Origin of the sequence: Pseudomonas sp. R1-43-08, assembly GCF_003852255.1 — a bacterium.
GTDB lineage: Bacteria > Pseudomonadota > Gammaproteobacteria > Pseudomonadales > Pseudomonadaceae > Aquipseudomonas.
In genome coordinates, this window is the sequence record NZ_CP027734.1 from 3,556,578 (window position 1) to 3,574,564 (window position 17,987).

Annotated in this window: 19 protein-coding genes and 1 pseudogene; 6 read left to right on the forward strand and 14 right to left on the reverse strand. The window is 54.7% G+C overall.

Annotated elements, in window-relative coordinates; genetic code table 11:
- Position 1: 1 nt before the first annotated feature.
- Positions 2-424 (reverse strand): DUF2147 domain-containing protein, encoded by a 423-nt coding sequence (locus C4J87_RS16195; RefSeq protein WP_124367611.1) that lies wholly within the window; start codon positions 422-424, stop codon positions 2-4.
- Between the two features lie 162 nt (positions 425-586).
- Here C4J87_RS16195 and C4J87_RS16200 point away from each other — a divergent pair, with 162 nt between their 5' ends.
- Positions 587-1,261 (forward strand): TetR/AcrR family transcriptional regulator, encoded by a 675-nt coding sequence (locus C4J87_RS16200; RefSeq protein WP_124367612.1) that lies wholly within the window; start codon positions 587-589, stop codon positions 1,259-1,261.
- A gap of 97 nt (positions 1,262-1,358) precedes the next feature.
- Here the strand turns inward: C4J87_RS16200 and C4J87_RS16205 are convergent, their stop codons facing one another.
- Positions 1,359-2,156, reverse strand: coding sequence for an SDR family oxidoreductase (locus tag C4J87_RS16205; protein ID WP_124367613.1), 798 nt, complete (start codon positions 2,154-2,156; stop codon positions 1,359-1,361).
- A 143-nt stretch (positions 2,157-2,299) separates the two neighbouring features.
- On the opposite strand from C4J87_RS16205, the gene C4J87_RS16210 reads away from it, so the two are divergent.
- The 4 genes from C4J87_RS16210 (at position 2,300) to C4J87_RS16225 (ending at position 7,679) form a co-directional block, all read left to right on the forward strand.
- On the forward strand, positions 2,300-3,628 hold the full coding sequence (locus C4J87_RS16210; RefSeq protein WP_256679885.1) for an amino acid deaminase/aldolase: 1,329 nt from the start codon (positions 2,300-2,302) through the stop codon (positions 3,626-3,628).
- Positions 3,629-3,689: 61 nt separating this feature from the next.
- The gene (locus C4J87_RS16215) at positions 3,690-5,126 is read left to right on the forward strand and encodes a coniferyl aldehyde dehydrogenase (RefSeq protein WP_124367614.1); all 1,437 of its coding nucleotides are present in this window, start codon (positions 3,690-3,692) and stop codon (positions 5,124-5,126) included.
- 95 nt (positions 5,127-5,221) lie between these two features.
- Positions 5,222-6,343, forward strand: a complete 1,122-nt coding sequence (locus tag C4J87_RS16220) for an MFS transporter (RefSeq protein ID WP_256679886.1) — start codon at positions 5,222-5,224, stop codon at positions 6,341-6,343.
- Positions 6,344-6,659: 316 nt separating this feature from the next.
- A complete protein-coding gene (locus tag C4J87_RS16225; RefSeq protein ID WP_124367616.1) occupies positions 6,660-7,679 on the forward strand; it encodes an AraC family transcriptional regulator in 1,020 nt (339 codons plus the stop codon).
- Positions 7,680-7,770: 91 nt separating this feature from the next.
- Here the strand turns inward: C4J87_RS16225 and C4J87_RS16230 are convergent, their stop codons facing one another.
- The 12 genes and pseudogenes from C4J87_RS16230 to C4J87_RS16280 form a co-directional block, all read right to left on the reverse strand.
- Positions 7,771-8,664: a TorF family putative porin gene (locus C4J87_RS16230; protein WP_124367617.1), complete on the reverse strand. Its 894-nt coding sequence runs from the start codon at positions 8,662-8,664 to the stop codon at positions 7,771-7,773.
- 163 nt (positions 8,665-8,827) lie between these two features.
- Positions 8,828-10,333 (reverse strand): aldehyde dehydrogenase family protein, encoded by a 1,506-nt coding sequence (locus C4J87_RS16235; protein ID WP_124367618.1) that lies wholly within the window; start codon positions 10,331-10,333, stop codon positions 8,828-8,830.
- Positions 10,334-10,663: 330 nt separating this feature from the next.
- The gene (locus C4J87_RS16240) at positions 10,664-10,975 is read right to left on the reverse strand and encodes a DUF962 domain-containing protein (RefSeq protein WP_164487665.1); all 312 of its coding nucleotides are present in this window, start codon (positions 10,973-10,975) and stop codon (positions 10,664-10,666) included.
- 51 nt (positions 10,976-11,026) lie between these two features.
- Entirely contained in the window at positions 11,027-11,779 is a 753-nt protein-coding gene (locus tag C4J87_RS16245) for a class II aldolase/adducin family protein (protein WP_124367619.1), read from the reverse strand.
- 125 nt (positions 11,780-11,904) lie between these two features.
- Positions 11,905-12,032: pseudogene (locus tag C4J87_RS26730) on the reverse strand (efflux RND transporter permease subunit); the annotation flags it as partial.
- 127 nt (positions 12,033-12,159) lie between these two features.
- The gene (locus tag C4J87_RS16250; protein WP_124367620.1) at positions 12,160-12,489 is read right to left on the reverse strand and encodes a co-chaperone YbbN; all 330 of its coding nucleotides are present in this window, start codon (positions 12,487-12,489) and stop codon (positions 12,160-12,162) included.
- A gap of 50 nt (positions 12,490-12,539) precedes the next feature.
- Positions 12,540-13,238 carry a DsbA family oxidoreductase gene (locus tag C4J87_RS16255; RefSeq protein WP_124367621.1) on the reverse strand — a complete coding sequence of 233 codons (699 nt, stop codon included), beginning with the start codon at positions 13,236-13,238 and terminating at the stop codon, positions 12,540-12,542.
- Between the two features lie 3 nt (positions 13,239-13,241).
- Complete coding sequence (locus tag C4J87_RS16260) at positions 13,242-13,832, reverse strand: TetR/AcrR family transcriptional regulator (protein WP_124367622.1); 591 nt, start codon at positions 13,830-13,832, stop codon at positions 13,242-13,244.
- Between the two features lie 51 nt (positions 13,833-13,883).
- Positions 13,884-14,657: an SDR family NAD(P)-dependent oxidoreductase gene (locus C4J87_RS16265; protein WP_124367623.1), complete on the reverse strand. Its 774-nt coding sequence runs from the start codon at positions 14,655-14,657 to the stop codon at positions 13,884-13,886.
- Positions 14,658-14,755: 98 nt separating this feature from the next.
- The gene (locus C4J87_RS16270; protein ID WP_124367624.1) at positions 14,756-15,310 is read right to left on the reverse strand and encodes an OsmC family protein; all 555 of its coding nucleotides are present in this window, start codon (positions 15,308-15,310) and stop codon (positions 14,756-14,758) included.
- Between the two features lie 162 nt (positions 15,311-15,472).
- The gene (locus tag C4J87_RS16275) at positions 15,473-16,048 is read right to left on the reverse strand and encodes a TetR/AcrR family transcriptional regulator (protein WP_124367625.1); all 576 of its coding nucleotides are present in this window, start codon (positions 16,046-16,048) and stop codon (positions 15,473-15,475) included.
- 170 nt (positions 16,049-16,218) lie between these two features.
- A complete protein-coding gene (locus C4J87_RS16280; RefSeq protein WP_124367626.1) occupies positions 16,219-17,193 on the reverse strand; it encodes a helix-turn-helix domain-containing protein in 975 nt (324 codons plus the stop codon).
- 239 nt (positions 17,194-17,432) lie between these two features.
- Between C4J87_RS16280 and C4J87_RS16285 the strand changes: the two genes are divergently transcribed.
- Positions 17,433-17,966: a 2,4'-dihydroxyacetophenone dioxygenase family protein gene (locus C4J87_RS16285; RefSeq protein ID WP_124367627.1), complete on the forward strand. Its 534-nt coding sequence runs from the start codon at positions 17,433-17,435 to the stop codon at positions 17,964-17,966.
- Positions 17,967-17,987 lie beyond the last annotated feature (21 nt).

Here is a 17,987-nt window from a genome sequence, read left to right on the forward strand (position 1 = left end):
TTTACAAAGTGCAAACCGGTGCAGGAGGCAGTGAGGCAATGCGTTCGAACTGCTCAGTCTTGCCGAGGATCTCGGTACCGACAAAAGCCCGGACATTGAGGTAACCCTCTTTGACCCGAACGACGCCTTTGTATTTTTTATGATCACGGGGATCAAACACCCAACCATCGCGCCATGCTTCCTGGTCGAAACGATCCAGTTGCATGATCTGTACGCCGCAATCGCTGGTGGTGGAGGCCACGTCCTTGACCCAGACAACCTTTCCACACAGCGCGCCGGGCTTGTCGGTGCAATCGTCGACCTTGACTACCGCATCCTTTTCCGATGTGAGCCACAGACCTTTGGCCTCCTGTGGACCCGCCGCATAACCGCTGGAAGAGCACACCAATGCCAGTGAAAAGAAAAGCCAATGCCGCGCGTTCATAGTCATCACCTGTATTTTTTGTTTTAAGAGACCGTCACACTAACGACGCATCGGTTATGATAGTCATCGCTACACGATAGTTATAACTACCATTATCTGACTCAGCAACATTTTTTTTCATTTTGATACGCTGAGTCTTGAACCTTTTTTTGCTAGGTACCTATGGCCAAGCTCAACACTGCCAGCACCCACGCCTCCAATGCCGGGAAAACCCAGGAACACAAGAAGCCGCCTGCACAGCAGCGCAGTACTGAAACCTACGAGCGGATACTGGTCGCGACCGCGCAAACCCTGTGCGATGTGGGAATCGAGCGTTTGTCCACCAACCTGGTTTGCGAATGTGCAGGGCTGACCCCGCCGGCCCTGTATCGCTACTTTCCTAACAAATACGCGCTACTGACCGTGCTGGGTGAGCGCCTGCTGGAAAAACAGAACGGCCTGATTGACCATTGGATTACCCCGCAATTGTTGTCTGGCCCGCCAGAAGCCCTGGAATCTGCGCTAGCCGAATTGATCCTGGACACCTATCGGGTCACCGACGCCACGTTGGGCGGCATGTGGATTCTCAAGGGGCTGCGCGCAGTACCCGCGCTGGAGCATGTAAGGATCGACTCCCACCGGCGAGTATCCGGCGCGCAGGCAGAAATTCTCGCGCAGGTCTTCCCACAGGCAGACCCGCAGCAGCTCGCAACCGCCGCCAGGGTGGCAGTGGAGATGATCCACGCAACAATTGAGTTGTTGTTTGATGAGTCGCTTAACCCTAAAAGCGTCTGTGCGATGGTCGCTTCTATGATTGTCAGTCATTTGGATCGGCTGGCGCCTGTACCAAATGCTTAAATCGAGGCGCCCCTCGGCCTTGCTGCCGGCAGGTTCCAGGCCTGGTTTGGCCCGGACTCACACTGCGTGGAAACAGCCTGCTGCGGTGACCGAACACTCAATCCAATTTGCGTGTAACGACATAGCTGGAAATGATCCCGGTCAGTAACCTGGAAGGTGAAATACGCGCCAGCCAAATGATGATTTTATTGCTCAGCCCCGGCACCACAGACATATGTCCTGCCTGCATGGCTTGGTATCCCGCACGAGCAACCTCTTCCGGCTGGCTGTAACCCAGTTTGGCGAGCCGACGATCATCGACCAGACCCGCATTAAAGAAGAAACCGGTTTTGGTGGCACTGGGGGCGACATGGGTGCAGGTCACGCCCGTGCCACGTAAATCGCACGAGAGCGCCTCGGAGAGGCTGATGACATAAGACTTGGAAGCGGCATACCCCGTTTCCAACCCATGAGGAATGATATAGCCCGATGCCGCGCTGACATTGAGGATCCGGCCACGCCCCCGTGGGAGCATTTGCTTGACGTAATGCAACGTCAATTCAGACAGCGTTACAACGTTGAGTTGAAGCATGGCGGTCATTTGAGCCTGGTCGTAGCCTTGAAATTCGATGCCGACAATACCGACGCCTGCATTGTTTACGAGATATTCGATGGGCAATCCCAGTTCATTGACTTGCTCGATAAGTGCGGCGGCGGCGCCAGGCAAAGAGAGGTCTTGGCAAAGTGCGTAGGCCTCCACTCCAAATACCGATTTTAGCTCCAGCACTTGGACCTGAAGCTCATCCCAACCCCGCGGGCTGGAACACAAAATAACGCCAACACCATCGCGAGCGAACAACTTGGCAAACTCCGCTCCGATACCTCTGGATGCCCCAGTAATCAACGCATACTTCATTAATCACACTCCTCAATTCAAGACGTTCTCGACGTGCCAGTGTATGAGTGTGATCACGAACTTCGGGGCCGCGCCGAGGCCAGTTTGGAGTCAATGCAGGCCAGGCTCATTTCCTGTCGATTGTGGCCTTTTCGGACCCCTAGATGGTCCTGACTCAACCTGTTTCAGTTCCTATCCGCCGATTACTCTCATTAAAACGAGGCGAGTTGCCCATTCCTTTACCTGATGATCCCACCGGAAAGCCCATGAGCTGCTTAGAGACAAAAATTCCCCTCGAGGGACCGGTACGAAACTACACCTATTACCGTGGGATTTTGGCTGATTATCAGTTGCCTGCAGCGTTCATAGATCTGGACCATTTGCTGATCAATCTGGAGCAGTTGAGATTGCGCGCAGGTCCCCTGCCTATACGCCTGGTGACGAAGTCGGTGCGTAGCGTCGAAATGATTCGCCGGATCATGGAGGCTGGCCCGTTCATGCAGGGCCTGCTGTGCTATTGCGCAGGTGAAGCCGCCTGGCTGGCCAGTCAGGGGTTCGACGATATCGTCGTGGCCTACCCCACCGTAGACGTACGCGACATTCTCAAAGTGGCTGCCCAACTGCGCAGGGGCCGATCAATTACCTTGATGGTCGACAACCTGGCACAAGTCGTGGCAATCAACGAAATAGCCCTCAACGAAGACGTCATCATTCCGCTGTCCATCGATCTGGACATGTCTTCCAATTTCCCTGGGCTTTATTTTGGCGTCCATCGCTCGCCCATCAATGATGCTGTCAAGGCCTTGAAGTTGGCCAATCAGATTGTCGAACGCCGAGGCGTGGTGCTCGAAGGCCTCATGGGCTACGAAGGACAAATTGCCGGCCTGATGGACGCGGTGCCGGGGCAAGCCCTGAAAAATAAAATCATCCGTTATCTGAAGCGACGGTCCATCCGGGAAGTTAACGCACGGCGACAAGACGTTGTGAGGGTTTTGCTGGACGCTGGGCATAAGTTGCGCTTCGTAAACGGCGGCGGAACGGGCAGTTTCGAAAGTACCCGTGAAGACTCATCGGTCACTGAGCTGGCAGCCGGTTCCGGACTCTATGCGCCCACCCTGTTCGATCATTACCAGGCGTTTGAGCTGCTTCCATCCGCAGGGTTTGCGCTGACCGTTACGCGAACCCAGGACGCCGGTGTGATGGTCTGTTCCGGCGGTGGCTACATCGCTTCCGGGCCGGCGGGTAAGGATCGTTTGCCCACCCCCTGGTTGCCGGCTGGCTGCACCTTGATTGACAACGAGGCAGCAGGTGAGGTGCAGACACCGTTGCGCCATCCTTTGGCATCGGCGTTGAAGATCGGCGAACCCGTCTTGTTTCGTCATGCCAAAGCAGGCGAGCTCTGCGAGCGATTCAATGAGCTGCTTCTTATCCGCAACGGGCGAGTGGTGGATCGTGTCCTTACTTATCGTGGCGAAGGCAAAAGCTTTTTCTGACAGCGTCGAGCCAGCCCCGCTCCTTCTCTCCCTCAAGACACTACGCCAGGAACATAACGTAATGAACCATCCAGCGCGCATTCAAAGCCCTTCGATCCAGGATACCGACCCGCTCACAGCAATTTTCGACGCTCAGCAACAAGCTGTGCTCGTGCACGGCGCGCCCAGCTACAAGCAGCGTATGGCGGACCTGGAGGCCTTATTGCAACTGATTAAGGCCAATCATGATGTGCTCATCGAGACGGTCTGCAAAGACTTCGGCAATCGCTCGTTCGCTGAAACCAAACTCAGCGAATTGATGCCTATCGTCAATGGCATCAAACATATTCGCGCCCATCTCAAAAGCTGGATGCGGCCCAGCAAACGTAAAGTGGGCATGGCGTTCAAGCCGGCCACTGCACGTGTGATGTACCAGCCGTTAGGCGTCGTAGGCATTTTGGCGCCCTGGAATTACCCGCTGACATTAACACTGGTACCGCTTATGGAAGCGCTAGCCGCCGGCAACCGGGTAATGCTCAAACCGTCAGAGCTCACCCCGCACACCGCTGAGCTGCTCAAACGCCTGCTCGGCGAAATTTTTCCTGCCGAGCAAATCAGCGTGATCATAGGCGATGCCTCGCTGGCCAGCCGGTTCAGTGAGCTGGCCTTCGATCACCTGGTGTTCACCGGTTCAACGAATGTGGGTCGGCATGTCATGGCCGCCGCCGCACGTAACTTGACCCCGATAACACTTGAGCTCGGAGGTAAGTCGCCAGTGGTCATCGGCGCGGATTTCCCCTTAAAGAAAGCTGCACGCCTGGTTGCAATAGGCAAACTCTTCAACGCCGGCCAAACCTGTGTAGCTCCCGACTACGCCATGGTACCGCGCCACCTGGTGGACACCTTCGCCGCAGAATGTTTAAACGCCGCGAAACAGCTGTATCCGAGCATTCAGGGGAACAAGGACTACACCTCGATCATCTCGCCTAGACACTACGATCGACTGATGAAAATGATTGATCAGGCAGGTGCCGGTGGGGCGCGGATCTGGCAAAACGGTATGGTCCGCGGGACGGATGAGCGCAAAGTGCCCCCAACCATTCTGACCAATGTGTCCCTGGATGCCGACGTGATGTGCGAAGAAATCTTCGGGCCTTTGTTACCAGTCATTGGCTACGACAATCTCGAACAAGCAATCGCCTTTATCAACGCGCGCCCCAAACCTCTTGCGCTCTATGGTTTTTCGAATGACAACGCCTTCGTTGATCAGCTGTTAGAACAGACGCGCTCCGGCGGGGTGACGATCAACGGCACGATGCTGCACGCGACCCAGGATGACCTTCCTTTTGGTGGTGTCGGTAACAGTGGAACTGGCGCGTATCACGGTTATGAGGGGTTTATTCGCTTCTCTCATGCGCGAGGCGTATTCAAGCTGAGCCGCTTCAACATGTCCGACAAGGTTTCGGCCCCCTACGGAGCCATGACGCGTCTGGTGACCCGCTTGATGCTCGGCCAGTAACAAGCCCCTCCCCTAAATAACAACAATGAGGTGACTCAATGTCATCGGCATCATCCGAATTACCCACCTTGCGCTCTGAATTACGCGGAGCCGCAGTGCTCCGACTGGCCCTGGCCTACGCCCTCGCCACCGCGGGGCTGAGCCTGACACCTTTTCTGGTGGCCTCGGTCATGCTCAGGTTTCAGTTGGATGAGAGCGTTGCCACACAAATGGCTGGGGTCGAAATATTGGGGATAGCCATAAGTTGCGCATTACTTCCACGCTGGATTACCCGGACTGCAGGCACTTTCACGCTCTTGGGTACAGTGGGAATTGTGGCGGGCCAGCTCTTCAGCGCCATGGCGACAACCGTGATTGGCGTCGGCATAGCACGAGGCCTGACCGGTTTATGTGAAGGAGCGTTGTTTGTCATTGTGGGGGCAGCGATCTCCCAGCGCATGGGGACCGATCGGTTATGGGGCAAGATCAATCTGATTGCCGGCGCGATAAATGGCAGTGTCCTGATCATGATCTCAAACCTGCCGGAAGGCTGGCTGAGCCGTTGGCTGTTTCTCCTGCTGACCGGCGTCGCCCTGGTGATCGCGCCGTGGATAACCACGATAGGCAAACTTACTCACAATGTGGTCCAGGTTTCCAGGCGTATTAAACCGCCGAAAAAGCTGGTGTTGAGCGTTTGGGTCTGCACGGTCCTCATTTATGGCGTTCAGGCGTCTCAGTGGGCCGTGTCAACGCTTGTCGGAAGCCATGCTGGGTTGACCAGCACCACAACCGCAGTGCTGCTGTCGATCTCGTCATTTCTGGGGTTTGCCGGGGCAATCGTGCCCTCTATCCGCGGCTGCCACAATCACAGGCTGAGCATTATCTGGTTTGCTCAATTGATGCTGGCAGGCTCGATTATCTGGTTCTTCCTGGAGCGAGACGCCTGGTCGTTTTTCTTGAGCCAAGTGATAATGAACACCGCGTTTTTCATCATTATTCCCTTCCTCAGCGGGCTGCTTTCGGACGTTGATCCTGACGGGTCACTGATCGCACGAACAGTCGTGATCACCTTCTTGGGAGCCGGGGTCGGAACGGGCGTGGCGGGGTCGTTGTTCTCCCAGCTCGGTGCTATTGAGTTCGCCTGCGGCCTAGGCCTGGGCATAGCACTTACGATGCCATTCGTCTGGCTTTCGCTTCGATCGGCTCGGCCCGCCAACGCCTGCGCAACCATACATTGAACATGGACGGGCCGTGACGTACCCACCTGTTCATCCCTCGGCAGCCCGGCGTTCAATTGATCGCCCAGCCGCCCTTGGCACGCGCCCTTAACGCAACGCAAACATTTGAAGCATCCTTCACTATGCCGTTGATTAGCACAGACGATCATGTACTAATCATTCGGCGACTACACTTCCTTTTGAGCGTCAAGCCAGCACCCTCAGATGGACGAAGGGAATTTCTCGAATCTCCTTCCCGGATGCGTTTCCCCAACACCAGGGGAGCCCTCAGACAGACCAAAAAACCTCCCTTTCAAATTAAAAGAGGTTACTGCACATGATCGGATCGACTCGCTACGCAACAGCCGAATTACAAGTGAATCTCCTGCGCAGCTTGGCTGACGCAAGCGTGGATCTGGGGATAGATGCGAACCGGCTGTGTATCGGACTTGGCTTTGATGTTGCAGATCTATCCAATCCGCAGAGTCGGGTGTCTTTTCGGCAGGCTTGTTTGATGATCAGACGCGCCCTGGACATGACCAAAGGCCGCAATCGCAGCCTGGGCCTGGACATGAGTGCCCATGAGAGCATTGCCTCCATGGGGCTGGTGGGTTACGCCATGTTGACCAGTGCTACGTTGAAGAGCGCAATCGACCTGGGCATTGCCATGCAGAAGCATACCGGAGCGTTGTTGCACTTTGAAAAAGTCGAGAACGCCGGAAGCTTTTCAATCAGGGTTATCTGCGGCTTTCACGAACCCGATATCCAGACGTTTCTGGTTGAAGAAGCCTTCGGGGTGTTCCTGAATATCGCACGCGCACTTCTGGGCGAAGCGTTCACGCCGGCCTCCATTGAGCTGAGCCATCCAAGGCCTCTCTATGCAGCTCAATATGACCAACTGTTCAAGTGCCCCATACGCTTTGATCAAAAAGACAACACCTTTACGTGTGACGCCCGCTGGGCAAACAAACCCATCGCCACACATGATTCGCTGAGCAATCGGCAGGTCCTTGAATTGCTGAAGATGAGCGAGCATCAGAAATCCGGCGAAAGCGAATTCATCGAGTCGATAGAGCGAATTGTACGACGCGACCTACGCCATACCATCAGCCTGTCATCCGTCGCATCGCAGCTGTGCATGAGCGACCGTACGTTGCGTCGACGCTTGACCGAGCATGGCGTGTCTTACCAGGCTGTATTGGATGACTTACGTAAAAACCGTGCGTTATCCCTGTTGAACAACCCTCGACTGACACTGGATGAAATAGCTTACGAAGTAGGCTTCAGCGACGCTCACAACTTTCGCAGAGCGTTCAAACGATGGACGGGACATGGCCCCCGACAAGCCAACGCCTGAACAGTTGACGTAATAAAGACCTCCTCCCCTCGCAGACACGCGCCTGTACAAGGTGAGTGAAGGTCACGCCGTTACAGTGCTCGCCGAACACTCAAAAAACACGGGAAACGGAAAACACCCACTTGTTTTCGTCCGTGGGGCGCTGATGGTCGCCATCCTGGGCAATGAACAACTCCCGCACACGCGTTCTGGGTGAGACCCAGTCCAGACCCCAGTCGAACCCCAGATACTGATGGACAACGCCTACGCCGTAATCGTAGAAACTGGCCTCGGAAAAATTCCTGATTTGTTGATAACCCGCATGCAACTTCAAGGTCGTGGCAGCGCCTAGTGCGTACTTATAGTCCAGGTCATACAACATGCTGCCCCGTGAGTTATGGTCTCCCCGAGCGTAGCACTTCAATGCATCCGTGGGATCGCTCATATACTGCAGCATGGTGCCGCATACACCTGACGTATTAGTGCCGCGATACGTTTTCGAAATAACTGTGGCGATTCGCGCCTCCAACGCACCATACCCTAGTTCCACAAAAGCAAACTGACCATTGTAATTAGTGGATCGCACGTCGGTCGGCACAAAATTTTCAAAATCAAAATGACTGGGCGCCTGATATTTCCCACCTGGGAAAAACTCAGCGGCCAGGCCCACGCCATAATGCCCGGCATCAGGATCGCCAAATCGATAACCGCCAGCCACAAGCGCGTTGTATTTGTCACTGTTCAAATATTGTTTGTCGCTCACGGTTGTGAGCTCGACCAAACCAATGAGACCACTTTCATGGGCAAGCGTGAAAGACACCTTCGCACCCGGACCATTCAATGAGTCAGATGTCCCTCGGTTGCGTATATCGGAGGCTAACTTTGCAGTCACATCCAGCGAATAGCTGGCAATGTCATCATCTGCCTGTGCCGCACAAGCGACAGAGCTCATTGAGATCAGCGTCAATACAGAGACGTTAATATTTCTAGCGGTTGTTTTTTTCATGGGTACACCCTTTCATTGTTATTGGATTAGGAGAAAGGCAGTTAAGCAACGTCTGACGCAGTAGCTCCAGTGATAAAATGCATGTTTCTTATTGAGTAGAACCGTCAGTCCCACGGCTACGAACAGCCACAAACGGACGTTCCCACTACATGGGTCCCTTTACTTACTTACGTGATTTTTGACTGAAGGACTCCAGTCTGAAGCCATGCCAGGCAATGGCCAGAAGCCGGAATCGGCGCGGCCGATATAACGCATTGATAAAATGCTCAAAGCGACTGAATTTTCCTTGGGTATAGGGATACCAGTTGGCTTCGATCTTGGGCGTTGCTTTGTCGATCAGCACAGCCTTGCTGCGGGTGAATCCCAACAACCCTTCCGGCCCTCGCAATTTTCCAAACCCACTCTTTTTGGCCCCACCGAAAGGCAAGCCTGGGTTCCCCTCGCTCATGTTGACGTTATTTATCGAGACGCCGCCCACGTCCATCGCCCGCGCAACGCGCAGTCCTCGCTCGCGATCAGACGTAAACACACTGGCACACAGGCCATAACTGGTGGCATTGGCCTCACGAATAGCCTGTGCTTCACTGGAAAATTTCATAACGGGAAGCACAGGACCGAACGTTTCGTCTTTCCACACGAGCATTTGCGGGGTGACCTGGTCGAGGATAATCGGTTGCACGATCAATGAGTCCCGCGTAGGCACTTGGCCAAATCGCAGACGAGCGCCTGAATCAAGCGCCTGTTGCACATGCTCGATAACCTTGTCTCTCTGAGAACCCACGGTCATTCGGCCAATATCCGCATCGCCACTGTCGTCAGGACGCACGACAATTTTTCCAGCCTCTTTTACCAACTCATCGACAAAGGCGTCATGAAGGGTGTCCTGCACCAGCAGCCGCTCCACAGCGCTGCAGGATTGACCCGCGTTGGTAAAAGCGCCCCACAGTGCGCCTGCGACCGAACGTGACACCGGCGCATCGGCAAATACGATCATCGGGTCCTTGCCGCCCAGTTCGAGCTCGACAGGAATCAACTCCTTGCTCGCCTGGGCCATTATCTTGCTGCCCGTTGACCCGCTGCCGGTAAAAAAAACCTTGGCCGGTTGCTCATCTATAAGCGCCGCGCCCAAGCGTCCGTCGCCATACACAACCTGCACCAAACCTTGAAGCACCGGCGAGCACGCCAAGACTTTTTCTATCAACCCCGTACAAGGGGCATGTTCGGAAGGCTTATAGACAACAGCGTTTCCGGTGGAAATCGCGGCTACGATGCCCGTGATCGCGTTGTGAAAAGGGTAATTCCAGGGACAGATAATCAGCACAACACCCAATGGCTCATGCAGCAATAGCGACTGCTTGCCCAACAGCGTGATCGGTGTTTTTACCTTTTCTGGACGGAGCAACCGTGCCGCATTTTTTTCAAGCCAGTTGATCCAATCGACTGTCCCTAAAATCTCAGCGATCAGCGCATCGGTCCGGCACTTTCCAACGTCTTTCATAACACGCTCGATAATCATCGAACGGTTCGTAAGAATCGTCTCCTTTAACTTTGAAATTTCAGCAAGGCGCTCTTCGGTTGTGAGATTGGCATAGAGTTCAAAACCAGCGCGGGCAGCATCGAAAGCCGCTTTTGCCGAGGCCAACTCAGGTGCATCTACTTTACTATTCATAGTTATTTAACTTCCAATCAAGACCATAAGTCATTATCAAAACGTGGCTTGTCAGTTTGGGAAATCACCCATCACCTTGGTGGCTCATGCGACTAATCCGCAAACAGGTGATTTATCTAAAATAACCAAGCGCACCCGCTGCAAGCAGGGGCGAGATGGACGAAAAAGGGTTGAAAACGGACTGCCACCAAGACGCTGATCAGCATGTACATCAACGCTCTCAAAAAAGTCACCAGCGGGTGGTGTAGATAATCGTTTGACGCTTGGTTGCCAAGCGTATGCGATGGAGATATGCGCCCTTCTTCCTGAACGAGGTTGTTATACGAATGGTTAGAACGGGATCCTGCCGGTCAGAATATCCCACCACATCCGCCAATCGCCAATGAAACTATTGATGGGATGATTGAAGGTGGCAGGTCGATTTCGCTCATAAAAAAAATGACCGACCCAGGCGAAGGTATACGCTTGAACCATAGCGAGAATGAGCATCCACCCGCTACCCGTAAGGACAGCGACGATCGTTAGTAGAATAGCTATCGTCGAACCAATAAAATGCAGGCGGCGTGACGTCCGGTCAGAATGTTCACTCAGATAAAATGAGTAAAACGCTCTAAAATTATTAAACTTCACTGGCGCTGTCATTTTCGTCTCCCGCAAATTGATTCAACAACTTCATTCCAATTAAGGAACGAATTAGTCCTTGTAGTCGGCATTGAGGCGATCCAACTTTCTCAGGAGTGCTGGCCAGACAAACTCGCCCCCCAAACCTACAGTCTGTAAGCGCGCCGCGTCAGCCACGCCTTCAAGGATGTGTGGATCAATGCAAAGCAACTCACCACCTACCTGCGCAGACACCTGGATCTGACAGGCGCTTTCAAAGATATACATCGCTAAAAAAGCATCCGCGATGGTTCTCCCGACAGTCAGCAGCCCATGGTTGCGCAACATCAGAAAGTTGTTCGGACCCAGGCTGTCCTGCAAGCGCGGCTTCTCGTCATCACGCAGTGCGACACCTTCATAGTCGTGATAGCCAAGACCGGTGAGAACGAATGACGCTTGCTGTGATACGGCAAGCAGACCGGCACGCTGGGCGCTGATCGCCACACCAGCCCGCGTGTGGGTATGCAATACACACTGGACATCCGTACGCAGGGCATGAATGGCACTGTGAATCACAAAGCCTGCTCGGTTCACATGGAACCCGGACTCACGGACCTGATTGCCCTCCTGGTCTACCAGCACCAAGGAAGAGGCTGTGATTTCTTCGAAAAGGAGCCCGTAGGGATTGATCAAAAAATGGTGGTCCGGCCCGGGAACACGGGCACTGATGTGAGTAAATACCAGATCGGTCCAGCCGTACAAAGCAACCAGGCGATAGCAAGCCGCCAAATCACATCGCAGTTGCCACTCCTGTTCACTCACGGCCTTAAGCGAAGGCATGTGCATTTTGAATCCCCTTATCAGAAGTGCTTACTGTGCTATTTACCCAAGTCATGCACAGCAAGCATAAGGTGAGACAAAGTGTTTTTCTGCTGCTCAGGGGGACAGCTAAGAGTCATTTAAGGTCAGCATCCACCGATCTGCCCGGACGACACTTGCACGTTTGGGTTTGAATCGCACTTTTCACATTGACCGGCGTCAGGCCAAAACTGACCAGCGTCGAAGGATTGAGCCAGATCCGCATGGAGTGCTGCGCGCCGCAGGTCCAGGAGCACTTCCCTCACTGAAACTGGTGGTGCGTGCCCGCGACATGGGGCACATCATTATGTAAACCTCAACCGGCTACGCAAGCACGCGAGACCGAACGAGCGCAAAAAAAGCACCGCTCAGCGCGCCTCCTCCAGCTCCGCCAGTACGGATTTTTTCAGGGCCGCGACTGAGCGAGATCCAGGCATCACTCGCAGCAGCCGCCCCTGGTGGAACACCGCTAAGGACGGTACCGCGCGAATGCCATACATCTGCGCGATGGTCGGTGATACTGCCACATCGATTTTTCCAAAGGAGGCCAGCGCGTGAAGCTTCTCCTCCAAGGCATGAAATACTGGCTTCATCTCCTGGCATGGCTTGCACCAGGAAGCTGAAAACAACACGACACTGCTGCCTTTGGCAACAAAGCGAGCGAACTGTGGGGCACTCAATTCAACGATACGGCTCATCGGGACCTCATTGAGCGCAGCCCCTCGCGAGGCCGCGCGAGCATTGCCAATCAAATTTTACAGCCATCGATGCCACAGACCTGGCCAATGAACGCATCACCTTCGATCTGCGCATTTTCCTGCATTTTGTTCAGCGCCTCGAGAAACGCCGTCACAGGCTGGGCACCTGACACGGAGAACGCATTGTCGAAGACGAACAGCGGTACGCCGGAGCCCAGCCGGGCGGCGAAATGCTCATCCTCCTCCATCTCTACACGTAGCTCCTCGGATGACCACGCCAGTTCGATTGACTCATTCGATACGCCGGCGGCTTTGGCCATAGCGGTCAAGCTACTGCGGTCAAACAGCGACTTGCCGTGGGTGGTGCTCTGTTCGTAGAGCATCTCTACGAGACGTTTTTTCGCCACAGGGTCGGCGACCGCCTTGACCAGAACATGGGCGTCGGCCGTATCGCCAAACAACATCGTGCTGAAGCGATAATCCAGCCCGTCAGAGCGTCCGTATTTAGTCACGGTATCCATCATCGCATCGGCAGAATGGGGATTGCCGAGCTTGCGCTTGAGCGCCGCGACCATAGGTTCCGGCGCATGATTGGCGGCTAGACGATAAGCTCTGACGTTGACTTGAACACTGTCCTTGCCGGAAAGCTGTTCAAGCGCTTTTTCAAAACGACGCTTGGCAATCCAGCACCAAGGACAGACGAAATCAGACCAGATATCGACGACGTACTTTTTCGAAGGGGTTTGCATAACTCATCCTGCACAAATAAGTGAAGACCGCGTTGCCAGCGTTTCAAGTAAATGATTGAAACCCGACAAAGAGTCGTTTGATCGGCCCAATGCCCAGTTGATCAGGCTTGCGCCCTCCAGCGCGCCCAGCAGCATGAACGCGTAGACGTCAACGGGTTTATCCAACACCCAGCGGTGCTTCTCGACTGCGTCACAGAGGGTGCTCTGCAGCCAATGGAGTTGGGACTCGAAGAAACGCCGAGTGAGCGCTTGCAGCGACAGCGGCAATGCCGCCATTTCTGCAGCCAAGGCACCGCATAACGGCAGCAGCCCGTCATTGGCGCTGATCACGAAAAGTCGAGAAAAACCACGCAGCCGCAGCAACGGATCGGCATGCATCGCTTCAATCGCTTTCAGCGTCTCTTCGAAGCGCTGTACGTAATCCTCGATCAGCTTAGCCCCCAGACTCTCCTTGGTGGGAAAGTGATGGTGGATACTGGCTTTGCGGATGCCGATCTGTGCCGCAAGATCAGCATAGCTGAACGCTGAATAGCCTTTGGAGCGCATGTGTGTTTCCGCGGCATGCAACAGCGCGGCCTTTGTCGTGATAGACATTCGAGCCTCCTGCGGCCAGCGTTCAGCCATTGATGGTCTGCTACCTGGGATTCAGGCGCGCACGGCCATGACACCGGCGTCCACGTCCCAGATTGCGCCGGTCACCCATGAGGTTTTATCCGACAACAGGAACAGGATCGTGTTGGCCACATCTTCCGGCACGCCCACGCGTCCCAGCGGATGGAAGGCGTTTAGCGACTTCATCGCTTCCGGGATCGCATCCTTGTCCATGAAGCCCTCGTAAATCGAGGTATGCACGATGCCTGGGGAAACCGCATTGACGCGAATACCCGAATGCGCCAATTCAATCGCCAAGTTGCGTGTCAGCGCATGCAAACCAGCTTTGGCCATGGAGTAGGCCGAGGCTGGCGAGCCCGCCAGCGCGGCCTGAGCACCAATGGAGCCGACATTGACAATCGAACCTTCACGTTTTGCGACGAGCATGTTCTTGACGACCGCCTGAGTGATAAAAAACGTCGCACGGTTGAGGGACATGTACATGTCGTACTCGGCCGCATCATGCTCGGTGAACGGCTTGGGAATGAAGATCCCGGCAGAGTTGACCATCAGGCTGATGTCGCTGTGGTTGGCGTTGATGTCCTGGAGAACGGTGTGCATACCCTCTTCAGTCATCAAGTTGGCCACGATGACAGAGACATTGCCCAGCGGGCTCAGTTCTTTACGCACCGCATCGGCCTTGTCTTGCTTGCTGCCGGTGAGAACAACACTGCCACCAGCCTTCAGCACCATGCGTGCCGTTTCCAGGCCCATGCCGCTGGTGCCGCCAACGACCAACAGTTTTTTGCCTTTAAAATAATCGCTCATGACAGACTCCGGATTTCAAAATTTCGTAAGTGTTGCACCAGGGCAATCAATCGCCTGCTGGTGCACGCAAGGTGTCTCATTTTTTTGAAGCGGGCGAATCAGCCTTCACGCACTTCCAGAGTCGGCACCATACGGATGGCTTTCGAGAAGTTGGCGTAGTTCACCGACGTCTTCAGCACCACGTTATGCAGCTCTTCAACACGCTCACGGGAGGCGTCGGTGTGCAAGCGAATCACGACGCTGACCTCGTCGTAACCTGGGTTGACGCTTTCGTCGATGCCAAGGAAGCCACGTAGGTCGAGGGTGCCGTCAGTTTCAATTTCCAGACTGTGAATCTTGATGCCCATCATCGCCGCGTTGGCGGCGTAACCGACCGACATGCACGCATTGAGCGCGGCCATCAGCAGTTCCTGCGGGTTGGGCGCGGAGTTCTGACCCAACAGTTCGTTTGGCTCGTCTGCAGCAATTTCAAAATCACGCGAATAGGTTTCACCGGCCAGGCTGTAGCGATTGACCTTCGCTACGGAACGGGTCTGACCCTTCCATTGAGTTTTGACGTTGAAGCTTGCATGGCGCTTGGTCGCATCTTCGGCAACGCCTTGGGCAAACTGCTGGAGTGCGGCAACATCGATACCGTTCAAGTTAGTGCTCATGTGTACATTCCTCTTCGGATGGACCGGGCATTCGCCTCGGAATGAAACAAGCCTACCAACTAGTTGGTTTACTATCAAGCAGTTTATTTAAACCTTTCCCAGAGCTGATTTTCAAACAAAAAAAAGCCTCGAATAATCGAGGCTTTTCAATGAATTAAGTTTTCAATGAGGCTTGGGCGCTGCACACATTGCCTCCAGAATGAAGTCAAATCCGGACGCTTGCTCGTACTGATCACTCATCGCCCACGCCACAAAACTACCGCCTTCCAAGGTATTCAGGATCATTCTGGCGGTTTTCTTTACGTCCAACTGCGCCTTGAGCTCCCCGTTCGCCTGACCAAGAGCGATATTGGCCTGAAGCCACTCCAGATGAATTTCGAAAAAGTGCCGGGTCAATTCCTGGAGGCTTTCAGGCAGCGCCATCAATTCGGCAGCCAGCGCGCCGCACAGCGGTAACAAGCCGTTCTCGCTGCTCCGTGCGAACATCAGCACAAATGCCTTGAGGCGATCGACGACATCGGCGTTGTCTTCATTCACTTGTTCCAGGTTTTTTTTGAACCTGAACAGGTAGCTCTCGACGATAGCGATCGCCAAGCCTTCCTTGGTCGGGAAGTGGTGATGAATACTCGCCTTCTTGATACCTATCTCAGCGGCCAGGTCGGCGTAGCTGAAGGCTGCATAGCCCTTGGTACGCAACAGGATTTCAGCGCTGCTCAGAAGGTCGGAACGTGTACTCATGATGCTTCATCCAAATTTTATCAATCTGCCATCATAAATCAGTCACACCGCGGTTGACAGTGCGCAGCCCTGATGCAAAACAGCGTCCACAAGATGTTGATGCCGCCCAGAGGGTCGATCACGCCCCGGGCTCGTCCAGCGCAGTCGAGAGTGAAGAACGCGGCGTGGCGCTACATGCCCAGCGCCGAAGCGCGCACGTCGCTGGGCGTGCGCCCATAGCATGCCTTGAATGCCCTGGCGAAATGCGCCTGGCTGGTAAAACCTTGGCGGTAGGCAACCTCGGCAATATTCAATCCGCGACCGTCCGCCTGGCTCAACAGACGGAACGCTCCCTGCAAGCGCTTTTCCAGAATAAATCGATGGGGTTGTGTGTCTTCCAGGGCAAATAGCCTGGCCAGGTGTCGTGTGGAGACGCCGGTTTGAAGAGCCACCCGCTCACAACTCAATGCAGGATCGGACAGTTGCTCAAGGATGCATTGCTTGGCTGCCAACAGGTAGGACGCACTGAGTGCGTTGATTCGACGGTTGCCCAACTGGCTCGCGATAATAGTGCCCAACAGCTCCAGGGCATCCTCTTGATAACTATCCGCTCCTTCGCTGATTGGCCGCTCGAAAAAGCCGCCAGTACGTTCACTCAACGTGCGCAACAATAACCGCTGGGTGCCGGTATGCGCGCTGATCTTCACAGCGTTTTCAAAACGGCGCAGACAGTGGGAGGCGAACACGTCCTGGGGAATGTCGAAGATAAACTTGTGCATCGAGCCGGAGAAGCCAAACAAGTAGGGCTTGTCGGTGCGATATACCATCATCTCGCCTGGTTCCAGCTGATGGCAGTTGCCGTTCTGAAAGAAAAACGACGCACTGCCCATCACCAGCGATACGAACACCGACTCTTTGGGCACGGTGCGAATCATTGAACCATCACGCTCGATGACGTGTTGAGTACCGGCAATATGAGCGACCCGCAGCCGGTCCAGGCTCAGGTTGCCCTCCCGCGCGCTGAACCCGGTTTCGCTGAAGGAAGAGCACTTCAGGCCGACCAGCGTCGATGCGTTGTACTGCTCCCAGAATGCCACGCGCTGATCCATCGGAAGGTCATCGGTACTGGCACGCTGGGTATCAAGCAAGGCGGCGGATCGGGTCATTTTTTATTCTCGTTCTTATTGACTGCCTGGTCCCACACAAGGCGGATTACGGGGCCTGCAGCGATCCATTAACCGCCCGTACAGGCACGCTGTCAATCGGTAGCCGACACAAAACCACGGCAACCGATGAACTGAAAATATCCGTCCGATTCAGACAACAATGATGTCAGTTTCGATCAAACCGTAGCGCCCCGTTCTCCCTAGAGTGGCCACTGTATTCCAACAATCAGAGGCCCAACATGCCCGAATTAGCCCGCAACGAATTTTGGAAAGACCTGCAGCCCATCGCGAACTGCTTCAAGCCCGACGCCAAGCCTGAGGTTTACCTGCCGAATGCCGCCAGTGATGACTTGCGGCTCTACGTACCCTTTACCGAGACCGTCTCTTCACGCCCCTTGTGGATCTCCCCGAGCGAAAACCGCTGGTGCGACATTTTGATGTCGAGCAAGGCCGGCCTGGTCAATCGCCACTACCACCCGCACGAAGTATTCGCCTACACGCTGTCCGGCAAGTGGGGTTACCTGGAGCATGACTGGACCGCCACGGCCGGCGACTTCGTCTACGAAACGCCTGGCGAGGGTCACACCCTGGTGGCCTACGAGCACGAGGAACCCATGCGCGTGTTCTTCATCGTCAAGGGGCCGCTGATCTGGCTCGACGATCAAGGCGAGTCCACCGGTTACTTCGACGTGCACTCCTACATTGCCCTGTGCCGCGAACACTACGAAAAGGTCGGCCTGGGCGCTGACACAGTGGACCGTCTGTTCCGTTAAACCCCGTGCTACGGAGAACCG